14 protein-coding genes are annotated in these 19,659 nt (G+C 48.1%); 1 reads left to right on the plus strand and 13 read right to left on the minus strand.

Annotated features, from left to right (window positions below):
• Positions 1 to 549 precede the first annotated feature (549 nt).
• The 4 genes from GPK49_RS04105 to GPK49_RS04120 form a co-directional block, all read right to left on the minus strand.
• Positions 550 to 2,307: a 1-deoxy-D-xylulose-5-phosphate synthase gene (locus GPK49_RS04105; RefSeq protein ID WP_215676831.1), complete on the minus strand. Its 1,758-nt coding sequence runs from the start codon at positions 2,305 to 2,307 to the stop codon at positions 550 to 552.
• A gap of 206 nt (positions 2,308 to 2,513) precedes the next feature.
• The gene (locus tag GPK49_RS04110) at positions 2,514 to 3,632 is read right to left on the minus strand and encodes a 5-methyltetrahydropteroyltriglutamate--homocysteine S-methyltransferase (protein ID WP_016406787.1); all 1,119 of its coding nucleotides are present in this window, start codon (positions 3,630 to 3,632) and stop codon (positions 2,514 to 2,516) included.
• Positions 3,633 to 3,767: 135 nt separating this feature from the next.
• On the minus strand, positions 3,768 to 5,129 hold the full coding sequence (locus GPK49_RS04115; RefSeq protein ID WP_118581789.1) for a PFL family protein: 1,362 nt from the start codon (positions 5,127 to 5,129) through the stop codon (positions 3,768 to 3,770).
• 14 nt (positions 5,130 to 5,143) lie between these two features.
• Complete coding sequence (locus tag GPK49_RS04120) at positions 5,144 to 5,416, minus strand: ACT domain-containing protein (RefSeq protein WP_016406789.1); 273 nt, start codon at positions 5,414 to 5,416, stop codon at positions 5,144 to 5,146.
• 421 nt (positions 5,417 to 5,837) lie between these two features.
• Here GPK49_RS04120 and carB point away from each other — a divergent pair, with 421 nt between their 5' ends.
• Positions 5,838 to 9,065, plus strand: a complete 3,228-nt coding sequence (gene carB / locus GPK49_RS04125) for a carbamoyl-phosphate synthase large subunit (protein WP_215676832.1) — start codon at positions 5,838 to 5,840, stop codon at positions 9,063 to 9,065.
• A 46-nt stretch (positions 9,066 to 9,111) separates the two neighbouring features.
• Here the strand turns inward: carB and GPK49_RS04130 are convergent, their stop codons facing one another.
• From GPK49_RS04130 to GPK49_RS04170, 9 genes are all read right to left on the minus strand, one after another.
• The gene (locus GPK49_RS04130) at positions 9,112 to 10,164 is read right to left on the minus strand and encodes an NAD(P)H-dependent flavin oxidoreductase (protein WP_215676833.1); all 1,053 of its coding nucleotides are present in this window, start codon (positions 10,162 to 10,164) and stop codon (positions 9,112 to 9,114) included.
• Positions 10,165 to 10,391: 227 nt separating this feature from the next.
• Positions 10,392 to 11,045, minus strand: coding sequence for a hypothetical protein (locus GPK49_RS04135; protein WP_215676834.1), 654 nt, complete (start codon positions 11,043 to 11,045; stop codon positions 10,392 to 10,394).
• Positions 10,963 to 13,050, minus strand: a complete 2,088-nt coding sequence (locus GPK49_RS04140; RefSeq protein ID WP_215676835.1) for a M56 family metallopeptidase — start codon at positions 13,048 to 13,050, stop codon at positions 10,963 to 10,965. Before GPK49_RS04140 ends, GPK49_RS04135 begins: the two co-directional genes overlap by 83 nt.
• A complete protein-coding gene (locus GPK49_RS04145; protein WP_215676836.1) occupies positions 13,047 to 13,403 on the minus strand; it encodes a BlaI/MecI/CopY family transcriptional regulator in 357 nt (118 codons plus the stop codon). The genes GPK49_RS04140 and GPK49_RS04145 overlap by 4 nt, the downstream gene beginning before the upstream one ends.
• Positions 13,404 to 13,529: 126 nt before the next feature.
• On the minus strand, positions 13,530 to 13,730 hold the full coding sequence (locus GPK49_RS04150; RefSeq protein ID WP_016407935.1) for a hypothetical protein: 201 nt from the start codon (positions 13,728 to 13,730) through the stop codon (positions 13,530 to 13,532).
• A gap of 136 nt (positions 13,731 to 13,866) precedes the next feature.
• Positions 13,867 to 16,029 carry an S-layer homology domain-containing protein gene (locus tag GPK49_RS04155; RefSeq protein ID WP_215676837.1) on the minus strand — a complete coding sequence of 721 codons (2,163 nt, stop codon included), beginning with the start codon at positions 16,027 to 16,029 and terminating at the stop codon, positions 13,867 to 13,869.
• Positions 16,030 to 16,104: 75 nt separating this feature from the next.
• Positions 16,105 to 16,242, minus strand: coding sequence for a hypothetical protein (locus GPK49_RS04160; protein WP_215676838.1), 138 nt, complete (start codon positions 16,240 to 16,242; stop codon positions 16,105 to 16,107).
• A 42-nt stretch (positions 16,243 to 16,284) separates the two neighbouring features.
• The gene (locus tag GPK49_RS04165) at positions 16,285 to 17,139 is read right to left on the minus strand and encodes a DegV family protein (protein WP_215676839.1); all 855 of its coding nucleotides are present in this window, start codon (positions 17,137 to 17,139) and stop codon (positions 16,285 to 16,287) included.
• A gap of 140 nt (positions 17,140 to 17,279) precedes the next feature.
• Complete coding sequence (locus GPK49_RS04170; RefSeq protein ID WP_215676840.1) at positions 17,280 to 19,577, minus strand: LTA synthase family protein; 2,298 nt, start codon at positions 19,575 to 19,577, stop codon at positions 17,280 to 17,282.
• Positions 19,578 to 19,659 lie beyond the last annotated feature (82 nt).

The following is a 19,659-nucleotide window of genomic DNA, read 5'->3' on the forward strand; positions in this document are numbered from 1 at the left end:
AACTCCGGTTTTTCTAAACCGGCAAAATCTAGTTCATTATCTCATCAGCTTCCGCTGACAGAATTGACTATGGGTTGTGTTTATTCATATCCATTGTTCAGTTTTCAAGGATCAATCTGCTTTTCAGCAGCGGAGATTATTTTATCAAATCTTCATTTTCTTGTCAAGTATTATTTTTTATACCTGATTCGATTTTGTTTGCTGTTTTCGACAGCGAATGATATTTTATCAAGTATCATTCGGTTTGTCAAGCACTTTTTTATTTATTTTTCTGTGCTTGTTTTCGCTGTTTATGTCAGCGGATATCAGTATATCATCCGCAGTCCCGCTTGTCAATGTTTTTCTTTTCAAACATTCGCTGTTGACCAATGCCTATACTCTTTTTCCGACTGCTCTCGTGCAGCGACATTTATTTATTATACACGCTTAACAGAAAATGTCAACACTTTTTTCACCTTTTTTCGATATTTTTTCCTTTCCCTCAAAATAAGGAAAAGGCAGCCCTTTTCCCCTTGGAATCAAAGCTGCCTTTTTATACCTTCTTCTATGTTATTTCAGCACCGCCAGTATATCCTCCGCAATCTGCTCTGCAGTCAGATGGTTTTCCTTCATAACGTCTTCGGGATTGTATCTGTCAAGAAATTCCTTCCTCAAGCCGAAATTCAGCACTTTTACATCAGATTCTCCATAGAATCTTGCGATTTTTTCACCGAAACCGCCGTCCAGAATTCCATCCTCCAGTGTGACCACAACAGAATGATGCTTTTTCAGTCCTTCCAGCAGCCCTGTATCTACCCCTGTAATATAATAAGGATTGATCACCGTTGCCTGTGTGCCCGTTTTTTCCTGCAACAAATCCGCCGCAGCCTGTCCCAGTCCATAAAACGCACCCAGACCAATCACAGCCACCTTGCTGCCTTCCTGTGTTACTTCATATTTGTTCAGCTTACCAAAGTCCTTTGTCACAGTCTTGCCATCAGAAATCAGCTTGCCGCCCGGCAGCTTGATTGCAACAGGATGCTCTCTCTGCTCCATGCTCCAATCCAGCATAGCCAGATAATCCTCCTTTGTTACAGGCGCAAGGTAAACCAGATTCGGGATGTTCCCCAGCATGGGAATATCCTGCAACCCCAGATGTGTCACGTCATTCATGCCATAAACAGAACCCAAGAAGGTAACAATCGTCGCGGGATTATTGTTGATGCACAGATCCTGCGAAATCTGGTCAAAGGCTCTCTGCACAAATGTGCTGTACACCCCATAAAAAGGCTTGCCGCCGTTTGCCGCAATGCCGGATGCCAATGCAACCGCCGTTTCCTCCGCAATGCCAACATCCACAAACTGCTTCCCTGCTTCTTCGCGTTTGCTCTTGGTAAAGCCCATAACCCCAGGTGTACCGGAGGTAATCGCAACCACGGAAGGGTCTTTTTTCATCTTATCCAGCAAATACTTGCAAGTAATTTCTTCATAACCTTCCTCGCCGCCGGCATATAAGGGCTTCCCTGTTTCAATGTCAAAGGGGCCGCTGAAATGCCAACGCTCCTTGTTTTGCTCCGCAGGCGCGTAGCCCTTCCCTTTCAGTGTATTGATATGCACCACAACAGGCTTTTTGCTGTCCTTCACCTGCTTGAACGCATCAATCAGCGCCGCTGTGTCATTTCCCTTATCTACATAAATATAATCCAGACCAAATGCCTTGAACAAATTGCACTCTGCCTGTCCGCTTGTTTCTCGCAGCAGTTTTAGATTCTGATACAGACCACCATGATTTTCCGCGATGGACATATCATTATCATTTACCACAATAATAAAATTGCTGTCCAGCTCTGCCGCATAATCCAGACCCTCCAGTGCTTCGCCGCCGCTCAGAGAGCCGTCACCGATCACTGCGATTACATTGCCGTCCTCGCCCTTCAGGTCTCTTGCCTTTGCAAGCCCTGCCGCCAGACTAACAGATGTGGACGTATGCCCTACCGTAAAGAAATCATGCTCACTTTCGTGCGGATTGCTGTAGCCGGATACATCATCATATTTTTCTTCATACAGGTATGCATCCTTTCTGCCTGTCAGCATCTTGTGTGGATAGCTCTGATGAGATACGTCATAAACAATTTTATCCTTCGGGGAATCAAATACATAATGCAGCGCAATCGTTGCCTCTACCATACCGAAGTTAGGGCCAAAATGACCGCCATGCTTGCTTGCTCGAATCAAAAGTGCATGGCGCATTTCTTCCGCCAGCACGGGTAATTGCTCCAAAGTCAGTTTTTTTACATCCTCCGGTCCTTTTATATTTTCAATATACATCGTTCCTTGCACTCCCTTTCTTGTTCTTCTTTTTTTACATTTCCTATCATACTCCCTAAAGCTAACTTTAGGTCAATAGGAGAATGCAATTTTTTTAAAAATTTTTCCATATAAAAAATCAGCCGAAACCTCGTCCCGACTGATTTTATTTTTACCATATTTTATTTTCAAAAACCCGTTTTCGACTTAGGGGTGGGCAACCACCCTTATTTCCCCCAAACCTCTTCGGCAATTTCCTTTACCAGCTTCAGCTTTGCCCACTGTTCTTCTTCTGTCAGCTTATTGCCGATTTCGCAGGATGCAAAACCACACTGGGGGCTCAGACACAATCTGTCAAGCGGAATGTATTTCGCCGCTTCATGGATTCTTGCAATAATTCTTTCCTTTTCCTCCAGTTCAGGGGTTTTGGTTGTAATCAGACCAAGCACAACCTTCTTGTCTGCGGAAACCTTTGCAAGCGGTGCAAAACCGCCGGATCTCTCATCATCATATTCCAGAAAAAGCGCATTTACGTTTTCCTTTGCGAATACATAATCTGCCACGGAATCATACGGGCCGCTTGTAAAATATGTAGAATGATAATTCCCTCTGCAGATGTGGGAGTTGATTATCATATCTGCAGGCTTTCCTTCCAGTGCAAGGTTATTCACTGCAAGCAGCTGCGCCTTCACATCATTCAAATCAATGCCAAGCGCCTGATACCTCTGTTCTGCCGCGTCCCCTACGATAGCACCCCATGTGCAGTCATCAAACTGCAGATTGCGGCAGCCTGCATCGTAGAACTGCTGAATCACATCCTGATATGCCTTGCCAATATCCTGAATCAGCTCCTCGTTTGTTGCATAAATCTTTCTTGTTCTTTCGTAGTTTGCAGGCACAATCATCTGTTGGAAGGTCTGCGCAGGTGCGGGAATGGTATATTTGGCAACTGTGTTTTCATCCTCAAACTGTTTCAAAAATTTGAAATATTCCACAAAAGGATGTGCCTTCGCCTTAATCTTTCCTACCAGATAGGTGTCCTCCAGCAATGCCAGCTCAGCGTCAAACTGCACGCCGTTGCCTGTGTCCTCATGTGCAACGCCTTCAAAGCCCCACATGAAATCCAGATGCCAGAAAGCTCTTCTGAACTCCCCGTCTGTAATCACATGGTAGCCCAGCTCCTTCTGCTTTGCCACAACCTTTGCAACCTCTTCCTCCGCAACCCGATCAAATGCCTCCTTGCTGATTTCTCCTGCCTGATATGCCGCCTTTGCGTCCTTCAACGCCTGCGGTCTTAAAAAGCTGCCTACAAAATCATATCTGAAGGGTGTCTGTAAATTGCTCATTCTTCTTCACTCCGTTTCTTTGTCTTTTGTAAGTGTTAAAAAAAATTTTTAACGCATTTTTTTGAATACTATAGCAAGCATTGTCCGGTAAGTCAACCCTAATTTCATCTATTTTCTACTTTATTTTTTATTTTTTTAGTTCTTAAAGCTGTGGATGGGCGCAGGGATTCTGCCACCTCTTGCCACAAATTTTTCACAGCTGAAACGATTTACCGGAATGATAGGCGCATAGCCCAGCAAACCGCCGAATTCCACGCTTTCGCCTTCCTTTCTGCCGATCACGGGAATCAGACGCACCGCCGTTGTCTTGTTGTTCACCATACCAATCGCCGCTTCATCCGCAATGATACCGGAAAGTGTTGCCGCAGAGGTATCCCCGGGCAGAGCAATCATATCCAGACCAACAGAACATACGCAGGTCATCGCTTCGAGCTTTTCCAATGTCAATGCACCCTTTTCACAGGCATCAATCATCCCATGATCCTCGCTGACGGGAATAAATGCACCGCTCAGACCGCCAACATAAGAGGATGCCATGACGCCGCCCTTTTTCACGTTGTCATTCAGAAGTGCCAGTGCTGCCGTTGTGCCGGGTGCGCCTGCTTCCTCCAGGCCCATTTCCTGGAAGATTTCTGCAATGCTGTCCCCAACCGCAGGGGTCGGTGCCAGAGAAAGGTCAATGATGCCGAAGGGTGTATCCAATCTCTTTGCCGCTTCCTTCGCAATCAGCTGACCCACACGGGTAATCTTGAAGGCTGTCCGCTTTACGGTTTCGCATACGGTTTCAAAGTCAGCCCCTCTGACCTCCTCCAGCGCACGTTTTACCACGCCGGGGCCGCTGACACCGACATTGATACAGCGGTCTGCCTCCCCAACGCCATGGAATGCGCCTGCCATAAAGGGGTTGTCCTCTACTGCATTGCAAAATACAACTAGCTTCGCACAGCCGATACATTCGTTGTCCTTCGTGCGTTCCGCTGTTTCCACAATAATCTCGCCCATCTTCTTCACTGCGTCCATGTTCAGCCCATTTCTGGAAGTCCCGATGTTCACAGAAGCACAGACTCTTTCTGTCACTGCCAGTGCCTCCGGAATGGAATCAATCAAGATTTTATCACTTTCGGTATAGCCCTTCTGCACCAGCGCGGAAAAACCGCCGATGAAGTTTACGCCAACCTCCTGTGCAGCCTTGTCCAGTGTCTGAGCAATGCTCACATAGGAATCCGCATTTTTGCAGCCTGCCGCCGCAATCGCGATGGGTGTTACGGAAATTCTCTTGTTCACCACGGGCACACCGTATTCCTTCGCCAGCTCATCCCCAACCTTCACCAGATCCTTTGCGTAGGTTGTGATTTTTTTGTATACCTTTTCATTAAATTTATTGATATCTGCATCTGCGCAATCCAACAGACTAATGCCCATCGTAATGGTTCTGACATCCAGATTCATGTCAGAAATCATGCTGTTGGTCTCCAGAATTTCATTCCTTGTAATCATTCTCGCAGCCTCCCTTAAATGCGGTGCATCGCATCAAAAATCTCTGTATGCTGAATTTTGATTTTCATCCCAAGCTCTTCCCCGACTGCATACAGCTTTTCGGCTGTTTCATCAAATGTATCCTTCGCCTCGGTGATATCAACCACCATCACCATATTAAAATACCCCCCAACAATGGTCTGGGAAATATCAAGGATATTGATATTTGTTTCTGCCAGAACACCACAAATCTTTGCTGTAATGCCCACCTTATCCTGACCAAGTACCGTTACCACTGCTTTTTTCATTCTGATTGTCCTCCTTTTTTCTGAGAATGGTTCTTCCATCTTACTGAGAACTCCCCTGAAATTCAATAGACAAATGTCCCTATAAAAGGGACGCATTTCCATTATATTCTTACAATTTGTATGCAAAATTTTCGTATGCTGACTTTTTCTCCAAAGCTTCCCTAAAAAACAAGCAGTTTTTGCGAATTTTGCACAAACCGAACTGTAATTTTTTGCAGAAAACGCACTTTTTTTCATGCGTTTTCAACAGTTTTCATTGAAAAAAATACAATTTTCCATTCTATAAGAAAGCTGATTGCCCCCATAAGCAGAAAAAAACACTCATTATGCAAAATCGTGCTATAATAGAAGCGTATGAAACAATAAAGAAGAAGCAAAAGCAACAACACCTTGTTTATTATCCACAAAAGGAGGAGTTCCTGTGAAACAAAAGAAGGATATCAAGAAAGTTCTGATTATCGGCTCCGGCCCCATCATCATCGGGCAGGCGTGTGAATTCGACTACTCCGGCACACAGGCGTGTAAGGCGCTGCGTAAGCTGGGCTACGAAATCGTTCTGGTCAATTCCAACCCCGCAACCATCATGACAGACCCCGAAATCGCCGATGCAACCTATATCGAACCCTTGAATATCAACCGTCTGGAACAGATTATTGCAAAAGAACGTCCCGATGCTCTGCTGCCCAATCTCGGCGGTCAGTCCGGTCTGAATCTTTGCTCTGAGCTTTCCAAGGCCGGTATTTTAGACAAATATAATGTAGAAGTCATCGGTGTACAGGTTGATGCCATCGAGCGTGGCGAAGACCGTATCGAATTCAAAAAAACCATGGACAGCCTTGGCATTGAAATGGCAAGAAGTGAGGTTGCCTATTCCGTAGACGAAGCCCTTGCCATTGCCGATAAGCTGGGCTATCCCGTTGTTCTGCGTCCCGCTTATACCATGGGCGGCACAGGCGGCGGTCTGGTTTATAACGTAGATGAACTGAAAACCGTATGCACACGCGGTCTGCAGGCTTCCCTCGTTGGTCAGGTTCTGGTAGAGGAATCTATTCTCGGCTGGGAAGAGCTGGAATTGGAGGTTGTGCGTGATGCCGAAGGCAATATGATTACCGTATGCTTTATTGAAAATATCGACCCCCTTGGTGTGCATACCGGTGATTCCTTCTGCTCCGCTCCCATGCTGACTATTTCCGAGGAGGTACAGAAGCGTTTGCAGGAAAAATCCTATAAGATTGTCGATTCCGTACAGGTAATCGGCGGCACAAACGTACAGTGGGCGCATGACCCCGAAACAGACAGAGATATCATCATCGAAATCAACCCCAGAACCTCCCGTTCCTCCGCACTGGCTTCCAAGGCAACCGGCTTCCCCATTGCTCTGGTTTCCGCCATGCTTGCAACAGGGCTGACTCTGAAGGATATCCCCTGCGGTAAATACGGCACACTGGATAAATATGTTCCCGATGGCGATTATGTTGTTATCAAATTCGCACGCTGGGCATTTGAAAAATTCAAAGGCGTAGAGGATAAGCTGGGTACCCAGATGCGCGCAGTCGGCGAGGTTATGAGTATCGGTAAGAATTATAAAGAAGCCTTCCAGAAAGCCATCCGTTCTCTGGAAACAGGTCGCTATGGTCTGGGGCATGCAAAGGATTTTGATAAAAAATCCAAGGAAGAACTTTTGAAAATGCTGGTTTCCCCCTCCAGTGAACGCCATTTCATCATGTATGAAGCACTGCGCAAGGGCGCAACCGTGGAAGAAATCCATGAGCTGACAAAGGTAAAGGCATGGTTCATCAATCAGATGAAGGAGCTGGTTGAGGAGGAGGAAGCCCTTCTGGCAAATAAAGGAAAGCTGCCTGCGGATGATGTACTGATTGCCGCAAAGAAGGATGGCTTCTCCGATAAATATCTGAGCCAACTTCTGGAAATCGATGAAGCAGAAATCAGAAACAAGCGCATCGCGTTGGGTCTGGAGGAGGCTTGGGAGCCCGTTCATGTCAGCGGCACACAGGATAAGGCGTATTACTACTCCACCTATAATGCAGAGGACAAAAACCCCATCAGCACAGAAAAGCCCAAGGTTATGATTCTGGGCGGCGGCCCCAACAGAATCGGGCAGGGTATTGAATTTGACTACTGCTGCGTACATGCTTCTCTGGCGTTGAAGCAGCTTGGTTTTGAAACAATTATCGTAAACTGCAACCCCGAAACCGTTTCCACAGACTATGACACCTCCGATAAGCTTTACTTTGAACCTCTGACACTGGAAGATGTGCTGAGCATTTATAAAAAAGAAAAGCCCGTTGGCGTTATCGCGCAGTTCGGCGGTCAGACTCCTCTGAATCTGGCGGCTGATTTGGAAAAGAACGGCGTAAAAATTCTGGGGACTCCTCCTGCTGTGATCGACCTGGCAGAAGACAGAGACCACTTCCGTGCAATGATGGATAAGCTTGGTATTCCCATGCCCGAATCCGGCATGGCAGTTACGGTTGCGGATGCCCTTCATATCGCAGAAAAAATCGGCTATCCCGTTATGGTTCGCCCCTCCTATGTTCTGGGCGGCCGCGGTATGGAAGTCGTGTATGGCCCCGAAAATCTGACAAAATACATGGATGCCGCTGTTGGCGTAACCCCCGACAGACCCATTCTGATTGACCGTTTCCTGAATCACGCAATGGAATGTGAAGCAGATGCTATCAGTGATGGCACACATGCCTTCGTTCCTGCCGTTATGGAGCATATCGAGCTTGCAGGCGTACACTCCGGTGACTCCGCATGTATCATTCCTTCCAGACATATTTCTGAAAAGAATGTCAAAACCATCAAGGAATACACCCGAAAAATCGCAGAGGAAATGGGCGTTAAGGGTCTGATGAATATGCAGTATGCCATCGAAAACGATAAGGTATATGTGCTGGAGGCGAACCCCAGAGCATCCCGTACCGTTCCTCTGGTTTCCAAGGTCTGCAACATCCGCATGGTTCCTCTGGCAATCGATATCGTCACAAGCGAGCTGACAGGCAGACCCTCTCCCGTACCCGGTCTGAAGGAAAAGAATATTCCTTACTACGGCGTGAAGGAATCCGTATTCCCCTTCAATATGTTCCAGGAGGTTGACCCTGTTCTGGGACCCGAAATGCGCTCCACAGGCGAGGTGCTTGGGCTTTCCGAATTCTACGGCGAAGCCTTCTTCAAGGCACAGGAGGCAACACAGACAAAGCTGCCCATGAGCGGCACCGTGCTGATTTCCGTCTGCGATAAGGATAAGGCAGAACTGCCGGAGGTGGCAAAGGGCTTTGCAGATGCAGGCTTCCATATCCTCGCAACAAAAGGCACCCAGAAGGTTCTGGCAGATGCAGGCATTGTTTCCGAGTTCGTCTATAAGCTGAGCGAAGGCAGACCCAACATCTCCGACCTGATTACAAACGGCAAAATCGACCTGATTATCAATACCCCCAGAGGTGCAGACGGCACACTGGATGACAGCTACCTGCGTAAAGCAGCCATCCGTAAGAAAATCCCTTACATCACAACCATGGCTGCCGCAAAGGCAACTGCCTCCGGTATCGAATCCATGAATAAGCCCGGCTGCGGCGTTGTCAGATCCTTGCAGGAGCTGCACAGCACCATCACCGATAAAGAATAAGATTAACCTAAAAAGAACCATATTCTCACGAATATGGTTCTTTTTTTTATTCTCCGCAGAGCTCCTGCATCACTTTTTCCACTGTTGAAAGTTTCTCGATTTCATAAGCATTTGCGCCGCAGAAAACAAGCCCCTCTCTCCCCTGCACCGCATCAATCAATGCCTGCGAGATGCAGTATTTCGTTTCCGCCTGCTTGCAGTGGTTCATGCACTGATAGCATCTCTGCACAGGAATCCGCCCCTGCTTCTCTACCTTCTCCAAAAAGGAATTCCGAATGGTGCGCGCTGCCAAGCCGACAGGGCTTTCAATCAGCTGCACATCCTCCTTTCGGCTCCGCAAATACGCCTGCTTAAATGCCGGAGCGGCATCACATTCCTCTGTCGCAACGAATTTAGTGCCGACCTGCACACCGCTCGCGCCAAGTGCCATCAGCCGTTCCATGTCCGCATGGCTGCGCACACCGCCGCCGGCAATCACAGGAATTATAACGCCGTTTTTCTCCTCTAATTCCCGCACATAATCCACTACGTCCACAAGACTGTCCTCTAAGGTGTCAAAAGTGCCGTCCACAAGGTGTCCATAGGGGTATCCAAGGTGTCCACCCGCAAGCGGTCCCTCTACCACCACTGCATCAGGCAGTCTGTCTGCTCTCTGCCACTGCTTTACAATCAGCTTCAAGGCTCTCGCAGAGGAAACAATCGGCAGAATTGCTGCCCTTGTGCCTGCCGCATATTTCGCCAGATTTACAGGCAGACCTGCCCCCGAAACGATAAAATCCGCCCCTGCGGCAATCGCTTCCTTCACATATTCCTCATAATGATTCATCACTGTCATGAAATTAAAACCAATGATACCGCCATTGGCAATCTCCTTGGCTTTTTCCAGTTCGTTCCCGATGGCTCTCAGATTGGCGCGAAAGGGATTTTCCTTAAAATCCGCCTCTCTGTAGCCGGGATGCACGCCGGAAATCGTGCCGATACCGCCGCATTTCGCCACATTTCCTGCCAGAGAGGAAAGGGATACCCCCACCCCCATTCCGCCCTGCACAATCGGACGTTTTGCGGTTAATCCGCCAAATTTCAATGCTTTTACTTCCATCACAGCTCCTCCTCATTTTTCTCTTGCATTTGAACCGTATCTCTCACTATTTTATATGGTATTAAAAACCATTTTTACGAGTATAGCAAAAAAGATAGTCTCTGTCAATCGAGGGCAAATGATTTTGTTTTTTTAACAAAACCTACAAATCATAACCACCAGTAAACTGGTGGTATAGGGTGTCGACAAAGTCGACACCCTCAAGCCTCCGTAATGGAGGCTTTTATTTATGCCGTTTCTGTTATTTCTGTCCGCTTTTTCTCCTGCTTCTGCACCTCCTCCTTCAAAAAGGAGAGATACACGATGCACGCAAGATAGAACACCACATAGCCGACAAAGAGCAGAATTCCCCAGCCGCCGATGCTTTCCGTCCCCTGCACCGCAGCGTAAAGATAGAGCGTCAGCTCCGCCAGAAGCACAAGGTTTCGGCTGCGGCAAATGCCCTGTATCGTCTTTTCCTCGCCGCCCTCTACCATGCCGACCTCCTCCGCCGCAGTCAGTATGATATACATAAAATACATGCGGATGCAGAGAATGAAAATCCCGACATAGCCCATGATGATTTCGTAAAACGGGAGCATGCCGCCGATGTAATTCATCACAACCATTGCAACCTCATACCCAAGCATGATCTGCCCGAAGGTGCGGATACGTTCTATACCTTTCACTTTTCCCGTGAGCATTGCCACCGCGCCAAGCATGCTCATCCAGCCGACAAAATCGGGGGCAATATCGAAGCCAAAGATATAAATATCAATCAGAAACAGCAGCATTGCCGTACGGATATTGCCGAGGGCTTCACTTGTTTTCCGCTCCTGCGTTGTTGTTTCCTGTACTTCTTTTTCCTGTGTTATTTCCTTTTGTAGGATTGTTTCCTGCATCCAATGCACCCCCCTTCAACGGAATCGTTTCCAGTAATTCCTTATGATTCGTATACAGCCGCACCTCGTAGGGCGTTTCCAGACGGGCAAAGGCATCCGCCAGATTGTCGCTGTTTTCGTCATTCCCAAGGTCAATCCTGCCGTCCCAATCCTCGTCTGTGCTGATAATCTCCCATGCCACGCCTGCGGAACTGCTGCCGCCGCTGCCAACCTGTAAACTGTCGATGCTCTCCCAATATTCGTCCTCACTCATCTCCTGCGGACAAAGCACCGCAAGCAGTACGCTCTGTTTTTCTCTTAACGCCGTGCCTGTGTATTCCAGATAGGCGGCATGAGTCGCAGATGGCGCAAGCGTTTCATTGAACTGCATCTCCTGATTTATGCCAAGCAGACTATTCATCACATCGTTGCTGCCGAAAAGGAAGCCCCACTGCCGACAATACGCCGCATCCGCGACCCTCCAGTCGCCGACCTGCCGATAACTGCCCTGCGCCATTTCCTCCTCCAGCTTATATATCCCATAGTTCACAGTGCCGTAGATATCAAAAGCCCTGCTTTCGTCTTTCAGAAGCGCAATCGACCAGTTCCCCTTCGTCTCCTCAAAAATACGGAAGTGCAGGAAATGCTGGGTGACCGATTTCTCCGCCGAAAGCTCATTGACCTGCATAATCCCGTCCATCGAGCCGTCCGCCTGCTCATCCAGCAGATAAAAATCCTCCATCTCCATGGAATCATAGAAGCGATATGTATAGTCCGCCTTTGTCCCGGAATCCAGACGGGCATGATAGGTGTCCTCCGCCGCTTTGTATTCCGCAAGCGCCCAATCCCGATAGGTGTCAAATTCCTCCTCCGGCACGGTCAGCGCAAGCTTCGCCAAATCCCGTTCCTCAAACGCCTCATAAAAAATCGAAATTGCCATTTCCGCCGAGGGAATCTCGAACAGGCGCGCATCCTCCAGTGTCAGCCGCAAGTCCTCCGCCGTTTCCACCTTGGAGGTATCGAAATATTGGGGCTGATAGGCAAAGCTGACCGAAGCAAGGCAAAGCACCACCGTAATACACGCCGTTGCAAAGGCTGCCCCCTTTGGCACACGCCCGAAATCCGCAATTCGCCCGATGCGCGTTTTGATATTCCTCGCGCCGTTCGCCATAGAAGTTGTCCCGATGCGGCTCGCACAGCGGCTGTCCGCCATATCAAGCAGAAGCATCCCGTATTCCCGTTTTTCCTCACCGCGCAGCTTTTCCAATGCACGCTGGTCGCAAAGAGCCTCGCTGTCGTTGCGGATGATGCGGCACAGCCAATAAACAAACGGATTGAACCAGTTGAGTGCCTGCAACAGATGCAACAGGAAATTCACCAATACATCATGATGCTTCAAATGTAGCATTTCATGCAGAAGTACCTTTTCATCAATCGTTTCCGCCATGCTTTCCGGCACAACCAGAATCGGGCGCACCATGCCGCAGAGAAACGGCGTTTCGATTCCCTTGCAGATACGCACGCTTTTCTGTGTGGGAAGGTCATATTTTTCCGCCGTTTTTCTGATTTTCTCCCGTAAGGAGGGCGTTGCCGCCGCCCCCTTGCGAATTTCGAGCCGCAGCCTTGCATACAGCAGTGCATCATACAGCAAAACCGCCGCCACCCCTGCCAAATAGACCGCAAATAGCCTATCCGTCAGCGACCATGCGGAAAACGGCATTTTTTTCAGCAGGGAGATTTCGCCGCCGCCCATCCCGAAGGGCGTGGATAACAGCGAATTTCGCCCCAGCTCCACCGTCGCACGCAGACGCTTCATCCCCGAAATCCAAAGTGTATTCAGCGCAAAGCCTGTCGAAAAAAGCCGCAGATTTTCGGGCAGAATGGCGCGAACCAGAAGCACCAGCCACACCAGATAATGCCACCTTGCGGAAAGCTTATCCCGAAACAGCCGCTTGAAAAGCACAAGCATCAGTCCCGTCAGCGTAATGCCGAGGGTAAAATACAGAACTGTCCATAGATTCGTCATACGTCCATCCCCTCCAGAAGCTGCTTCAGCATTGCCTTCTCCTTCTCCGTCAGCCTGCCCTCCTCCACGAACGCCGCCACCAGTTTTCCTGCCGAGCCATGATAGACCTTGTTCAGAAAGCTTTCCTCCTCCTGTCTCACACATTCCTCGCGCCCGATGACTGCCGCATACCGCTTCGGACTGCCCTCTGCCGCCACCAGTCCCTTATGCTCCAGACGGCTCAGAAAGGTATACACCGTGTTTTTGTTCCACCCCTCCGTCAGGGCATCCATCACCTCGCCTTGCGTGGCTGTGCCCTTCTCCCAGAGAATTTCCATCACCTTCCATTCGCTGTCGGAAATTTTGTAATCCATATCCAGTCCCCCCTTCTAGCCTACAGCTGTAGTCCTTTTCTTTTATACTACAAGTGTAGTCCGATTCTGTCAAGCAAATTTTTGTAATAAAAAAAGACCGCAAAAACAGTCTTATTTGCAAGCCTATCATCCTGCTGTGATATGTCCCTTCATCAGAAGGAAAATCAGAAACAGACAGCAGACAAACACAAGGCACCAGCCGAGGATGCCCCGCGCCCTTTTCCGAAGCTGTATGCCGTAAACGAAGGCAATGCCCGAAAACAACGCCGCAATCCACGCAAGCAGCAGTAAAATGATATATAGCACCTTTGGCAGGATAATTTCCATACGAACTCCCTTCGTCTTTTCTCTGATGGTTTCCAAGAGGTATTTTACCATAAAAGAGAGAAGAAATAAATAACCTCCGCCATAAAAAATATGTAAATAAGGCAGAGTGATTGCTCACCCTGCCCTTTTGTCAAATTTATTTATTCTGATATGCGCGGTAAAGGAACGCCACAATCTGACCGCGTGCGCAGTCCTGATCGGGGGCAAAAAGACCGCCGCCGATGCCGCTTGCAACGCCGTTTTCCACAGCCCACGCAACCGCATCCGCATAATACGCATCCGCGGAAACATCGCTGAAGCCTGCCGCTTTATTCACCTTTTCGCCAAAGGCGCGATAGAGGAAGGCAACGCTCTGCGCTCTGGTGCAGACTGCATCGGGGTCAAAGGTTGTTGCGGAGGTGCCGCTGACAATCCCTTCTTCCACAGCCCATGCAACCGCCTTCGCATAATACGCATCTGCGGAAACATCAACAAAGCCGCTCATGCCCTTCGGTTCGGGAGAGCCTGCCGCACGCCACAGGAAGGTAACAATCTGCGCTCTGGTGCAGGGCAGATTTGCGCCGAAAAGGTTCTCGCCAATGCCGCCTGTCACGCCGTTTTCGCTTGCCCATTTCACCGCTTCGTAATAATACTCCTCGGCAGAAACATCCGCAAAAAGCTTCTCAGGTGCAATGGGTTCTGCCTGCTTCTCCGCAAAGGCTGCTGTAACCGTAACCTTGGAGGCAGGCATGGTGAAGGTATATGTGCCGTCGCCGTTGTCCTTGAGGGTCAATTTGTTGCCCTTTGCATCCTTCGCAACGATGTCATCCACCTCATAGCCCTTGTCAGGGGTAGCGGTGACGGTTACGTCACTGCCCTTTTTCGCATTTTTGGGCGTTACGCTCAAAGAACCGTTTTCTGTCTTGTCGGGCACTGTGACAGCATATCTGGGGGTGCTGCTGCCACCACCGCCGGAGGAAGAACTGTTGCTTTTCTTAACCAGTGCATCAATCGCATCCCGAATATCCTTCGCCATTTTATCTACATCTGCCTGTTCCAGTACGCTCTTATTTCTGTCAACCGCATTGATTGCCGCTTCTACAGCATCGTAGTTGGTATAACGGCTTCCATCGATTGCCTTAGCAACCGCGATTGCTTCATCAACCTTTGTGTAGTCCGCAGGAGAAGATGCCAGAATCGGGTACTTTCCCCCTTGGATAAACGCATCTCCAAGAAAGCCTTTCACTGTACCATCAGCAAATTCTGCTTCTGTTTTTTCTACTGCTGTACCGGCATTACCATCTGTAGTAAAATCAGCATCTACCGTACATTTTCCATAATAACAATTTGTGGTGGTAACCTTTGCTTCATAATTCGGAAGGTTCATATAACAACTCCCTACTATAATTCCTGTTTTTTTAAAAGATGCTTTCGTATCAGCTATAGAAGTCGAAGTATCGTAAACATAGCAATTCTCCAAAGTAGGATTATCCTCTGTTACCCGTCCTATAAAACCACCTGCAATACTATAGTCTTGTACATCATCTGCAAATGCAGAAATATTTCCTTCTGCAACATAACAATTTGTAAATGCAGAAGCTCCTTCATTGTTACTGATGCTATCATCAATTTCACCTACAATACCGCCTGCATAAGTCTGTGAAATAATTTTGTTGTTTACAGATGCACAATTCTGAAATATACCATGAACTGAATACCCTGTTATCCCCCCTACACAGGCATTATTAGCGACAAGGGTCTTTTCGCCTTTAAGAGAAGAATTTTCCACTGAACAATTTGTAATATCAGAATCAAATGTAATGCCCGCAATTCCGCCTGCAAGGCTATAGCCACCTTCACCATTTGCGAAAAAATCCACATTTTTTACATGAAGATTCGACACAGAACCCTCGATAATACACCCAAAAATACCTACGGTTGCCTGTCCGTCCTCATCCACTTTACCCGTACTTGTTGCATTTGAGATAGAATGATTTTTGCCATCATAATGTCCAGAAAAATAGTAACCACCATCTGTATAGCCAATCGGCTCCCATGTGATTCCCATTAAATCCAAATCGGTATCTTGGATAAAATACTTCCCACTATAAGATTCTCCGTCATTTACCGTTTCCGCCAATTTCTGCAAATCATCAACTGTAGAAATTACCCACGGGTCGGTTACTGTACCACTGCCACCACTATATAAAGATACACCGTTATCCTCGTTTGTATCATCAACCGTATCCTCGCTTGTATAAACAGCCGCACCGTTACCTGTGCTTGGCTGGCTGTCAAATGCCCCCCCCCTCGGATACATCCTCAGCATACGCCGCTGTCGGCAGCAATGTCAGGCACATTGCGAGCGAAAGCGCGATGCTTGCAATTCGTTTTTTCATAGAGATACCTCCTTTGTTTCTTTACGTTCTTCCTTTTTCTGTTTTTCGGCATTCTTCTTGCCGTTTTTTATTATAGACTTTTTATTTTTTCCTGTAAATCCTATTAAAGCATAAAAAAAGAGGATTTTTTTCAAATCCTCCTCATACTTTTTTTACTTTTATTGCCCGATTTCGGCTTATTTCCTCGTAAACCCTGCCAAGCCAAACGCCGCCGGGCCACCATGCGTCGTAATCACGCCGCCCGCCTGAATCCATCTGGTTTTCTTGAAGCCAAGCACCTTCGCCGCTTCCTCCACTGCCTGCCGCACCGCATCCGGAAAGCCGACCACCCAGACAAACCACAGGCAGTCCCGTTCCAGATTATATTTCTCCGCGTATTCCGTCAGCACCTGCACGGCAACCTTCTTCATTTTTCCACGGTATTTTTTCGTTGCAACCAGCTTGCCATCCAGAATTTCAATCACAGGATGCAGATTTAAAAGCTTTGCCCCCAGAAATGCCACATTGCTGACGCGACCGCCGGCACGCAGAAATTCCAGATTCTCCGGCATGAAGCACATCTTCGCCCTTGCAATCAAATCCTCCGCCGCGCGGACTGCTTCTGCCATCGTCCAATCGGGGTGCTGCCGCAAAAGCTCCGCCACGGCAATCACCACATTGCACTGCCCTGCGGAAACCTGCTTCGTATCCAGAATCGTGACATAGTCCCGTTCCTCTGCCGCCAGAACCGCACTCTGCATGGAGCAGGTTGTCACCGCAGAATATGCCAGATACAGCAGCTGTGCATCGGGGTATTCCGCATGGATGCGGTCAAAGGCAGTCTCAAAGTCACCGGGCGTACTGCCGCTGGTTTTCGGCAGTTTGCCTGTTTCCTCATAGTAATCTACAATTTTCTCGACGGGAAATGCGCCGTCCTCCATGGTTTCATGGTCAAATGAAACATGCATGGGTACAATTTTTATGTTATATTCCGCCGCTAAGACGGGATTGATATCAGAGCCGGTTTCTGCAACAAGAACAATCTGCTTCATCTTTTTTTCCTTTCCATTGCCACTCATTCGGTTATCACGAATAATATTACATGGTTTTCCGAACTATGTCAATGGTTTCCACAAACTTCCATATTTTCACAAAAAAAGAACGCATACTTTTTATATGCGTTCTCGTTTTTTTATTCAGCTGTCTTTGCCGCTTCTGCCTGTCGATAGGCTTCGCTTCTTCTCTCCGCGCGCTTTTCGGCTCTCTGCTCCTGCCGCAGCTGTGCCAGCTTCTCGGGGTCATCCGCCGCATCTAAGAGCAGCTTTTCCTCCTTCAGCTCATCCGTATACGGCACAACGCGCCCCTCCAGATAAACATACTCAGGCGATGTGCGGAATATCGTATTGCTTGAGCCAACCTGACTGATGGTAATGACATCCCAATCCTTAAGCGTACTCTTTTTCAGCTTGAGAATATTATCATTGATAAACTTCCGCGACTGTTTTTCTCCGTTGACATAAACCTGACTCCACTTCGTGAAGTTTTCGCCCACAAGGGTATAATGCCCGTCCACCGTTTCACTCGAATACAGAATCTCGGCATCGCGTATGCCCATTGTCATGTGTCCCTCCGTAATGACGGGATTGCCGTTATAGACATACTGCTCGCCGTAAAGCAAATCATACTGCAGCAGCTCCAGATCCATCAGGTATTCCGCCTGATCTGCGGAATCCATTCTTTCCTGATGATAATTGAACACCGTGCCCGTATGCAGACCGATACGATCCATCACGACAGACATCATCTGATAGCTGGGAATCGTGCCATCCTCTTTTTTCAGCCCGATGTTGTCCCAGATAACATAATTCGTATTAAACAGGCTGCCGCTCTTCATATCCGCTTCGGTCAGCCCCATAGTCGGCAGATGGTCACCATAGAATACGACTACCGCAGGCTCGCCGCGCTTGTCCATCATGTCCACCAAATCCGCTGCAAACTGATCCATTTCGTATACCTGATTGACATAGTATTCCCACTGGCAGTTCTTTTCCTCCGATTCCAGACCGCCTGCCATCAGGTGCGGATGCTCAATGATGCGCTCCTCAGGATAGCTGCCGTGCCCCTGATCGCTGACGGTAAATACAAAGTCCTGCTGCTCCGTGGAATCCAGACAATCCTTGATATGCTCCAAAAGCACCTCGTCCTTTGCCCAACCGGTTTCTGTCGTGTCAAAATTCATAAATTCCTTACTGGTGAAGGTATCAAAGCCAATGTTATTGTATACCTTCGCTCTGCTGTAGAAATTCCCGCTGTGGTTATGCACCGCATGCGTGCCGTAATCAAATGCCGCCAACGCTGTAGCCGCGCTTTCCGCAGTCTTTTCCTTCAGATAGCTCTTATAAGGATATTCGCCGGGGCCGAAATAACGCATGCTCATGCCCGTCAGCATTTCAAATTCCGTATTTGCCGTGCCTGCGCCGATGGAAGGCACCTGACAATAGCCGGAGGAATATTCCGATGCCATTTTTCTCAGATTCGGCAGGGCATCCTTCGAGGTCTGCAATGCCGTAAATTCGGAAACATCAAAGAAGGACTCCAGCTGCACGAAAATCACATTCGGCAGCACCTTTGCATCGGATGTGCTTTTTGTAATCTCGCCATTGTTGCTGATTTCCATCATTTTTTCCTTCGTGTAGCCGTTTGGCTCGGAAATGCCCGTATTAAAAATACTTGCCGCAAAGCAATAGGGCAGACCATAGTCCTGATATGCAAACGCGATATTCGCGAAATAGGTCGAAACGATACGGTTCTGAATGACATAATCCGTCAGTACGCCATAGCCTGCGAAGGAAGCCCCCACAAGCACAATGGATATCACATAATTGATTTTCCCCTTAAATCTCCCTGCCGTGCGGAACAGATGAATCAGCCCCAGAACCAGAAGGATCAGAATAATCGCAATCCCTGCCAGCTCCAGCACGTTAAAATAATTCGTGAAAAGGGAAACCCCCTCCGAGACCGTTTTCAAATCCTGTGCATTAAACGGCGTAACCCTTCTGGAAAGCATCAGCCCATTGGTCAGCCCCAGAAGCAGCCAGAGAAAGCTGAGGATGAAGCGCGCAAACACACGCCGCTTGCATAGATATACAATCGAAAAGGTAACAAAAATCATAAACGCATTATACAGAAATGCCTTCGTGGAAACACGCGAATACGAAATTGCCGCCACCACAGAATGACGGGACATTGCCTCTATCAGAAAGTTGATGGCGATTGCCCAAATGCCGTGCAAAATCAGTGAATAGCGGTTCATATAGGGATAAAGCTTCTGCATTTTCTGTGCAAAGCGGCTGTTGCGGTATGCCGCTTCCTTTTCCGCCTGCCGCTTTTTCATCGCACGAATACCGTTCTTCATATCTGCCCATTTCAGAGATTTCAGCTTGCCGAAACAGCCCTTGATATCAGGCTTTTTGAACTTTATTTTTCCCATTTGTATCAAACTCCTTGTTAGATTGCCTTTCCTTCTTCAAAGCCTCAAGCTTAGAACAAAAAACGCCCTTTGCAGCAATCTA

Source organism: Clostridium sp. MCC345 (assembly GCF_018785345.1).
Taxonomy (GTDB): Bacteria; Bacillota; Clostridia; order Lachnospirales; family Anaerotignaceae; genus Anaerotignum_A; species Anaerotignum_A faecicola.